Raw genomic sequence first — 7,558 nt, forward strand, 5'->3', positions numbered from 1 at the left:
AATAATGTTTACGGAGAGAATTATTATAATTTGAGGATTTGGAATGAAAAGCACTGGGAAAATGACAGCTATTTGAATCTTTGGAATATTCCTGCAAATAAAACGGAAACCGACATTCAGCTTCCAGCAGGTAATTTTGAAGCGTATGTGGATACTGGTAATTATTATGATGTAAGGATGAGTAATGTCGTTTCGTTTACAGTAAAACCTAAAATTAATACAAGAATTATGAATAATAAATCAGTAGTTTTTAATTGGGATGAAGTGTTAAATGCTAAGTCTTATAATCTTGAAATAATAAATAAATCAAATAATGGAGTCATATCTAAAAATAATTTGACTGAAAATAGTTTTATAATATTTCTTGATAGCGGAAAGTACTCTGTTAGAATTATATCGGATAATAATGTTGTATCTGATAGTATGGATTTTGAAATCGAGTATAAAGATCAGTTAATTGGCGATCTAAATTCAGACGGAAAAATATCAGTTAATGATGTAACGGAATTACAAATGTATATTTCTCAATCGAAAGATTTTTCCGATGAGCAGAAATTACTTGCCGATTACAATCAGGACGGCATAATAGATGTACTTGATGTAACCGACATTCAGCAATTCATTGTAAATTCAAACTAATTTACCCACACAACAAAAGCCTTGCAGAGCAAAATCTGCAAGGCTTATTTTTTATAAATCAAATATTAACTTGTTCCTCTGTAATTGTTTCTAAAGCTTCTGCTTTTTTGCCGAAAGAAAACACCTTTACATCTTTATACCACATACAGCACACAGATGACACAGCAAGTGGCAAAAATCCTAACCAAATGCTCTCTCTTGCCCAGAAAATTTCTGTTACGCTTGCAAGAGCAACGCCGATGTGGAAAAACAGCAAGGTCATTCCGAAAAACTGAGCTTTATGCTTCATTTTTATGTCGCCGTCAATAAGATATGATGTAAGCGAAGTTACCGTTTGCCTGATATTGTTTGTAGAAAAGATTGTTGAACTGCCGTAGCCTGCATCTCCTGCGTAAGCGTTCCATTGAATCGGAGCGGCAAAAAACAGCGGCAACATTGCAAGGTACGCATTTTCCACAAAATTAAGTACACTTACAAGCACAAAGGCAACCGAAGTCAAACCAAGGCTGATTATCCTTGTATCAAGCTTTATGAACTTGTGGAACAACACATAGGTCACATTGCCACAGGCATACACCACAGCGGCAAGCAACATATAAACAAGCAGAGAATGTTCCGGCTCAAACAGATTATGCACAATGTGAATCATATTTGAGGTCTGCGATGATGCGAGCAAATCGCAATGATTTATAATTGCATACGCACCCATAAAGCCGCCGATTGAACTTACGCAAAAGTGCAGCCACGCTTCTTTTTTAACATTTTTCTCCACGAATATCGCCCTTTTATAAATTTTTCGTTCATAATTATATCACAAAAACCGACAAAATTCAATTATAAAAACGCTGATAAGAACGGGGTTTTCAGCTATCTTTTTGTGTATCGTCAATCAATCTGCCTTTAGATACATTCGGCTTTATAAAGTTATTGTAGGAATATTCCCACAAAACCTCTGAGCCGTCTTTTGTATTCTTTTGCCTGCCAAGCACCTGGCTTAATTTTATTTTTCGCTCTGCCCACATTTTGCCGTCTGTTGCGTCATTTAGCATAACCGGCTGAGTATTATCCATTGTGTGGGCAAATTTTGCCTCGGGGGTTTTACCCTCTTCAAATTCAATCCAGAGATTTTTAAGCTTTTCGCATTGGTCGTCAGGCAACAGTCCGAAAATTCTCTCCGCTGCCCTCTGCTCCCTTTCATGCTGAGTTTTCTTGCCCTCTTCGTCATAGCAATAGGTGTCGCCTGCGTCGATCTCTACAATATCGTGCAATAAAAGCATTGTCACAGTTTTTAGCACATCTATTTTTTCGTTGGAATATTCGCTTAATAGCACAGTCATAAGTGCCATATGCCATGCGTGTTCGGCATCGTTTTCCTTGCGTTTTCCGTCAGTAAGCAGGGTTTGCCTTTGTATTAATTTTTCCTTGTCAATTTCCTTTATAAAGTCAAATTGCTTTTTAAGTCTTTCGTCCATAGCTACCTCAGCTTACCACATTTTGCGGTTTGCCGTTTATAAAACAGCGAATATTTTCGGCAACAATACCCATCAGTCTTTCTCTGGTTTCCACAGGTGCCCACGCAATATGCGGAGTGATTATGCAGTTTTTCGCCTGCATTAAAATACAATCCTCTTCCATTGGCTCAACAACCAATGTATCAACTGCCGCACCGCCGATTTCATCATTCTGCAAAGCATTGTAAAGGTCATTTTCTGCCATTACACCGCCTCTTGCGGTATTTACAAACAGAGCGTTGTTTTTCATTTTCGCAAATTGCTCCTTGCCAAACATCTTGTCCGAATCACTGTTGAGTGGGCAATGTACTGTTACAATGTCGCTTTTCTCAAGCAATTCATCAAAGCTTACAAACTCAACACCTTCCGCCTGCTTTTCAGAACGATTATACGCAAGCACTTTCATTTCAAAAGCCTGTGCAATTTTTGCAACGGCACTTCCTATACTGCCAAAGCCGACAATGCCTATCGTCTTGCCTGCAAGCTCGTTAAGAGGATATACAAACGGCGAAAAGGTCTTGCTACGCTTCCATTGACCGTCAGTCACGAACTGAGCGTACTCCCTCACTTTGCTGTAATGCTCCAAAATCAAAGCAAATGTGTGCTGTGCAACAGCATTTGTGGAGTATGAGCCTGCATTGCAGACTGTAATTCCGTTTTTCCTGCAATATTCTATATCAATATTGTTGTAGCCTGTGGCAAAAAGTCCGATATATTTCAGATTTTTAGCAAGCCTTAATGAGCCGGCGTCAAGTCGTGTTTTGTTGCAGATAACCATATCCGCATCGGCAATTTTTTCAGCTACCTCGTCATATGTGAGAAGTCCGTACTGCACCACTTCGCCAAATTCTGAAAGTCTGTCGGCAGGCACAAGATTATCCACAACAGTTTGTGCGTCTGTTAAAACTATTTTCATACTATAACCTCCTGTATCACCACAAAATCTAATTTTATTATACACAAATTTTTTTATCTTGCAATCATTTGTCAAAAAATGTATAATTGTTGTGGAGGTATAAAGATGTATAAAAATATTTTATTTGATGTTGACGGCACACTTTTGCCGATGGATGTTCACGAATTTGTTAAATATTATTTTGGCTCACTCTGTGAAAAAATGATTCCTGTGCTGAAAATTGAACCTAAAGCACTAACCGATTCTATAATGGCCGGACTCGGTGCAATGTCAAAAAATGACGGTTCCGCTTTAAACAGAGATGTTTTCTGGAAGTTTGCTTCAAAGGTAAGCGGAGTTGACCTTATGAAATACGAGGATATGTTCAACGATTACTACAACAATGAATTTGTTGCCGCAAAAGCCGCAACCTCTGTCAATCCTTATGCTAAAAAATGCGTTGATTTTGCAAAGACAAACGGCTACAGAATTTTTGCCGCAACCAACCCGATTTTTCCAAAGCCCGCTACCTATAAAAGGCTTGAATGGGCAGGAGTAAATCCTGACGATTTTGAATACATTACCGTTTATGACAACTCAAGCAGTTGTAAGCCTAACCTTTTATACTTCAAGGATTTATGCGAAAAATGCGGTATTGCACCGGAAGAAAGCCTTATGGTTGGCAACGATGTTGACGAAGATTTATGCTCAGCTGAGCTTGGCTTTGATACATATTTAATCACAGACTGCATTATAAACCGCAGTGGCAAAGACTATTCAGCTTTTAAAAACGGTACTTTTGAAGATTTTTACAACTATTTGCTCACAATCAACAAATAATTTTACGGAGATAATAATATGGGATTTTTAGATTCACTTTTTAAATCAGCTGTCAACAAAACCGTAAATGAGGTAGTCGGCAAAGCTGCTGACCAGGCAATGAACACCATTGGCAGTCAGATTAATAATCAGCCTGCCACACCTGCTAAGCCACAGAGCTACACAATTATGCGACCAGCACTTACAGGAAGCTATCACGAAGACGATACTTTCATTGATTTTGACGAAAATGTAGCTGTCGATGACGGTTTATTAATATATACATATGAGCTTGCTGACGGGCTTTTGGAATACGATACATGTGCATCTGAAATTCCATCATGTTTCGCTGTAATATATGCAGAAGATGAAGAAGAACAGTTAGATGATTACGATGATGCTATTTATAAAGTGCCGATGATATACTTTGAAGAATATTGCTGCTTTAATAAAGATATAAAAGAATTTAAAAATTTTGTACATAAAAAGGTAATCGGTCATCAGATTATTGAAGACAGATTTGAGTATGACGACCCTAATTCTCATATAATTGCCTACAGATTTTATGTTTCACAAGCAAATAAAGAATCTGATATTGCACATATGCTTACACTTTCATACAATGATAAAATGGATAAAAAGCTTGTTAATCACGCAATTAATGCTTTTGAACTGATTGCAAGCACACTTGCAAAGAAATAATTTTTTTGGCAACACAATAGTACAAATTTTTCACTCCATAGCTATTATTATATAGTTATGGAGTTTTTATTTGCCTGCAAATGGCAAAATAGCGAGCTGAATTTTCAGTAAAAAGGATGTTTAAAATGCTCAAAACAAAATTTGAAAACAATGTGCTGACAGCGTTCATTGAGGGCGAGCTTGACCACGACTCAGCCGCAAGAATACGCACAAAGCTTGACGGAATCTGCGAATCACTCAAGCCAAAGCTTTTAAGCCTTGACTTTTCGGGAGTATCGTTTATGGATAGCTCCGGAATAGGTCTGGTACTTGGAAGATACCGTCAAATGAAATTAATCGGCGGTACTGTGAGGGTGGTTAATATACCCGAAAATATGTACAGGCTCTTTGCTCTTTCCGGGCTTGAAGGATTGGGGGTGCTGAGATGAATTTAATAAACGAAATGAGCCTTAGCTTTCCGTCAAAGAGCAGTAACGAGGCTTTTGCAAGAAGTGCGGTTTCCGCCTTTATCATCGGTCTTGATCCAACCGTTGCCGAGCTTTCAGACATAAAAACTGCTGTGTCCGAGGCTGTTACAAACTGCATTGTACATGGCTACCGCAGAGAAAGCGGAACAGTTTACATAAACGGAAAAATATATGAGAACAACAAGGTTGTCATAAAAATTCGTGATAAAGGCTGTGGCATTGCAGATATTGAAAAGGCAATGGAGCCGCTCTTCACAACTGCACCCGAAGAAGACAGAGCCGGTCTTGGCTTTGCGGTAATGCAAAGCTTTTGCGACAAAGTAAAGGTAAAATCCACAGTCGGCAAAGGCACTACAGTTACTCTTGAAAAGGTGATTTCATCGGGCAGATTTCTTGCACGGGGTCGTTAGGCAGAATGTCGGAAGGTCGTGATGATTTTATTGGGGATAAAAATTCATTGGCACAAAAGCATATGGGACTTGTTCACTCCTGCTGCAAGCATTTTGCAGGCAAGGGTGTAGAGTACGAGGAACTGTTTTCGGCAGGCTGTCTTGGTCTTGCAAAGGCTGTTGAGCGTTTTGACGAAAGCCGAGGGCTAAAATTCTCTACCTATGCCGTACCGGTTATATTGGGAGAAATAAAGCACATATTTCGTGACGGCGGTTCTGTACGGGTTAGTCGCACCCTTAAAGAGCTTTCAATGAAAATTTGCAGACTTAACACCGAGCACGGGCAAAAATTCGGCAGAGAAATGAGCGTAAGTGAGCTTTCTCACGCATTAAATGTAAGTGAAGATAAAATTTGCGAGGCACTTTCTGCAAGCCGTTCCCCACTCTCCCTAAATGCAGACTATGACGATGACGTAAACTCCCGAATAGACATACCTGTAAGCGACTCACAAGAGGAAATTACCGAAAGGCTGAGCCTTAACGAAGCAATCGCCGAACTTGATGAGCGTGACAGACAGATTATACATCTACGCTATTTTCAGAATAAAACCCAATCACAAACCGCTGACCGGCTTGCAATGACGCAGGTGCAGGTCAGCCGCAGAGAACATAAAATTCTTGCCATAATACGAGAAAAAATGAGCGTGTAACTCTGTAACCTGTCTTGTAAATTGTAAAAATCCCGATAAGGCGAATTCTGCCTTGTCGGGATTTTATAAAGTTTATTCAATGTAATTATTTAATTTTCTTTCCTTTGAATATATTATTTCTCCGTATATTGCAGGAACTATCGCACTTATCAATACTATAATAATCGATATAAAGAACAGCACACTGCTAACATTTGTTATAAATAATGAAATTATACCTAATATTATTACGATAATACCACAAATCACTCCAAGATATGCTGCAAAGCGGTGTACTTTTTTCCATGCAGATTTACTGCTTAATGTTGCGTTTGTTCTTATACCCAGCAAAGAATTTTGCTTTATTTTAGGCATTAAATTGAATAAATAAACAAACATACAACCCATAAAAATACAGCTTAACGGTAAAAACAGATTATCTATATTTACTTTATTTTGCAATATCAATGCAATTAGCATCCAAAAAAATAAAAATAAAAAAGCAAAAATCGATACTATACATCTTATGGCATATTTTTTGTACGAATTATAGTTTTCATCATTTTCTTTAACCTTTGCATAAATTGCATATATAACTGAAAACAATACAAGAATACTCGGGATAAATAAAAGCAACCATTTTGATGAATAGGCATCTGCAATCCCATTAACATTATAATGTGAAGGTAATTCTTCATTTGGATTAATAGCAATAAAAATAGCTGTTACAACAATGTTAATTAATGATACAACTAATAAAATATATTTTTTCATATTATTTATCCTCTCTGCCTGTTAAATCGGACAACATTTTTAACATATCTTCCAATACACTTGTTTTTAGCGAATAAATTACATTTTGACCTATTTTTTCTGAATCTACAAGATCAGCTTGCTTTAAAATGTTAAGATGATTACTTATTGATGGTTTTGTCATATTAAATTCTGCGGCAATTTCTCCGGCATTTAAACTATTCTTTTTTAAAAGTTTAAGTATTTTTCGTCTTGTAGGGTCAGCCAAAGCTTTCCATACATCTCCCATAAAAGTCACCCCTTTGCGATATTAGTTAATTAGATAATTAACTAATTAACTAATATAATTATATTTTTTAATTAGTATTTTGTCAATAGATATTTATAATGGTTCTGTTTTAAATGTTGGGGGAACATTGGTAAATTATGGTTTATGTATTATCGCCAGTTCGCCAGTTTTTTCTACTAAAAACATTTTGAAAAATAAAAATAAAAAAATAATTTTTTATATTAATACTATGATATATGATTTAAAGATATATAATTTATGTTTTTATTTTTTCTTTTTTTATTTTATTAGTAGTTTGCCGAAAAAAACAGACGAACCGGCGAAAATGATGCCTTTAAAGAATTAAAAAAGCTATGACTACCAAATAAAGGGTGTTCGTATGTTAATTATATTTGGCACTGTTTT

Annotated in this window: 11 protein-coding genes; 6 read left to right on the top strand and 5 right to left on the bottom strand. The window is 36.8% G+C overall.

Annotated features, from left to right (window positions below):
* Window positions 1-639, top strand: a 639-nt coding sequence (locus tag ACJMMI_RS01860) for a dockerin type I repeat-containing protein (protein ID WP_405352970.1), incomplete at its 5' end; no start/stop codon positions are given.
* A 58-nt stretch (window positions 640-697) separates the two neighbouring features.
* Here ACJMMI_RS01860 and ACJMMI_RS01865 read toward each other — a convergent pair.
* The 3 genes from ACJMMI_RS01865 to ACJMMI_RS01875 all read right to left on the bottom strand — a co-directional run bounded on the left by ACJMMI_RS01865 (window position 698) and on the right by ACJMMI_RS01875 (window position 3,066).
* Window positions 698-1,411 (bottom strand): YoaK family protein, encoded by a 714-nt coding sequence (locus tag ACJMMI_RS01865; protein ID WP_405352972.1) that lies wholly within the window; start codon window positions 1,409-1,411, stop codon window positions 698-700.
* A 91-nt stretch (window positions 1,412-1,502) separates the two neighbouring features.
* Window positions 1,503-2,111 carry an HD domain-containing protein gene (locus tag ACJMMI_RS01870; protein ID WP_405352974.1) on the bottom strand — a complete coding sequence of 203 codons (609 nt, stop codon included), beginning with the start codon at window positions 2,109-2,111 and terminating at the stop codon, window positions 1,503-1,505.
* A gap of 7 nt (window positions 2,112-2,118) precedes the next feature.
* On the bottom strand, window positions 2,119-3,066 hold the full coding sequence (locus ACJMMI_RS01875) for a D-2-hydroxyacid dehydrogenase (protein ID WP_405352976.1): 948 nt from the start codon (window positions 3,064-3,066) through the stop codon (window positions 2,119-2,121).
* A gap of 105 nt (window positions 3,067-3,171) precedes the next feature.
* On the opposite strand from ACJMMI_RS01875, the gene ACJMMI_RS01880 reads away from it, so the two are divergent.
* The 5 genes from ACJMMI_RS01880 (at window position 3,172) to ACJMMI_RS01900 (ending at window position 6,132) form a co-directional block, all read left to right on the top strand.
* Window positions 3,172-3,885 carry an HAD family hydrolase gene (locus ACJMMI_RS01880; RefSeq protein ID WP_405352978.1) on the top strand — a complete coding sequence of 238 codons (714 nt, stop codon included), beginning with the start codon at window positions 3,172-3,174 and terminating at the stop codon, window positions 3,883-3,885.
* Between the two features lie 18 nt (window positions 3,886-3,903).
* The gene (locus tag ACJMMI_RS01885) at window positions 3,904-4,566 is read left to right on the top strand and encodes a hypothetical protein (RefSeq protein WP_405352979.1); all 663 of its coding nucleotides are present in this window, start codon (window positions 3,904-3,906) and stop codon (window positions 4,564-4,566) included.
* A 125-nt stretch (window positions 4,567-4,691) separates the two neighbouring features.
* Window positions 4,692-4,994, top strand: coding sequence for an anti-sigma factor antagonist (locus ACJMMI_RS01890; protein ID WP_405352981.1), 303 nt, complete (start codon window positions 4,692-4,694; stop codon window positions 4,992-4,994).
* Complete coding sequence (spoIIAB, locus tag ACJMMI_RS01895; RefSeq protein ID WP_405352983.1) at window positions 4,991-5,443, top strand: anti-sigma F factor; 453 nt, start codon at window positions 4,991-4,993, stop codon at window positions 5,441-5,443. Before ACJMMI_RS01890 ends, spoIIAB begins: the two co-directional genes overlap by 4 nt.
* Window positions 5,444-5,448: 5 nt before the next feature.
* On the top strand, window positions 5,449-6,132 hold the full coding sequence (locus ACJMMI_RS01900) for a sigma-70 family RNA polymerase sigma factor (protein ID WP_405352985.1): 684 nt from the start codon (window positions 5,449-5,451) through the stop codon (window positions 6,130-6,132).
* Between the two features lie 72 nt (window positions 6,133-6,204).
* Here ACJMMI_RS01900 and ACJMMI_RS01905 read toward each other — a convergent pair whose 3' ends face one another.
* Together ACJMMI_RS01905 and ACJMMI_RS01910 are read right to left on the bottom strand one after the other, a co-directional pair.
* Window positions 6,205-6,885 carry an SdpI family protein gene (locus tag ACJMMI_RS01905; RefSeq protein ID WP_405352987.1) on the bottom strand — a complete coding sequence of 227 codons (681 nt, stop codon included), beginning with the start codon at window positions 6,883-6,885 and terminating at the stop codon, window positions 6,205-6,207.
* A gap of 1 nt (window position 6,886) precedes the next feature.
* Window positions 6,887-7,153: an autorepressor SdpR family transcription factor gene (locus ACJMMI_RS01910; protein ID WP_405352989.1), complete on the bottom strand. Its 267-nt coding sequence runs from the start codon at window positions 7,151-7,153 to the stop codon at window positions 6,887-6,889.
* Window positions 7,154-7,558: the final 405 nt, after the last annotated feature.

The organism is Ruminococcus sp., from assembly GCF_045129435.1.
Lineage (GTDB): Bacteria > Bacillota > Clostridia > Oscillospirales > Acutalibacteraceae > Ruminococcoides.

Coding starts and splice junctions, on each gene's coding strand:
- ACJMMI_RS01910 (WP_405352989.1), bottom strand. CDS start 7,153: ATGGGAGATGTATGGAAAGCTTTGGCTGACCCTACAAGACGAAAAATA.
- ACJMMI_RS01885 (WP_405352979.1), top strand. CDS start 3,904: ATGGGATTTTTAGATTCACTTTTTAAATCAGCTGTCAACAAAACCGTA.
- ACJMMI_RS01870 (WP_405352974.1), bottom strand. CDS start 2,111: ATGGACGAAAGACTTAAAAAGCAATTTGACTTTATAAAGGAAATTGAC.
- ACJMMI_RS01905 (WP_405352987.1), bottom strand. CDS start 6,885: ATGAAAAAATATATTTTATTAGTTGTATCATTAATTAACATTGTTGTA.
- spoIIAB (WP_405352983.1), top strand. CDS start 4,991: ATGAATTTAATAAACGAAATGAGCCTTAGCTTTCCGTCAAAGAGCAGT.
- ACJMMI_RS01880 (WP_405352978.1), top strand. CDS start 3,172: ATGTATAAAAATATTTTATTTGATGTTGACGGCACACTTTTGCCGATG.
- ACJMMI_RS01875 (WP_405352976.1), bottom strand. CDS start 3,066: ATGAAAATAGTTTTAACAGACGCACAAACTGTTGTGGATAATCTTGTG.
- ACJMMI_RS01890 (WP_405352981.1), top strand. CDS start 4,692: ATGCTCAAAACAAAATTTGAAAACAATGTGCTGACAGCGTTCATTGAG.
- ACJMMI_RS01900 (WP_405352985.1), top strand. CDS start 5,449: ATGTCGGAAGGTCGTGATGATTTTATTGGGGATAAAAATTCATTGGCA.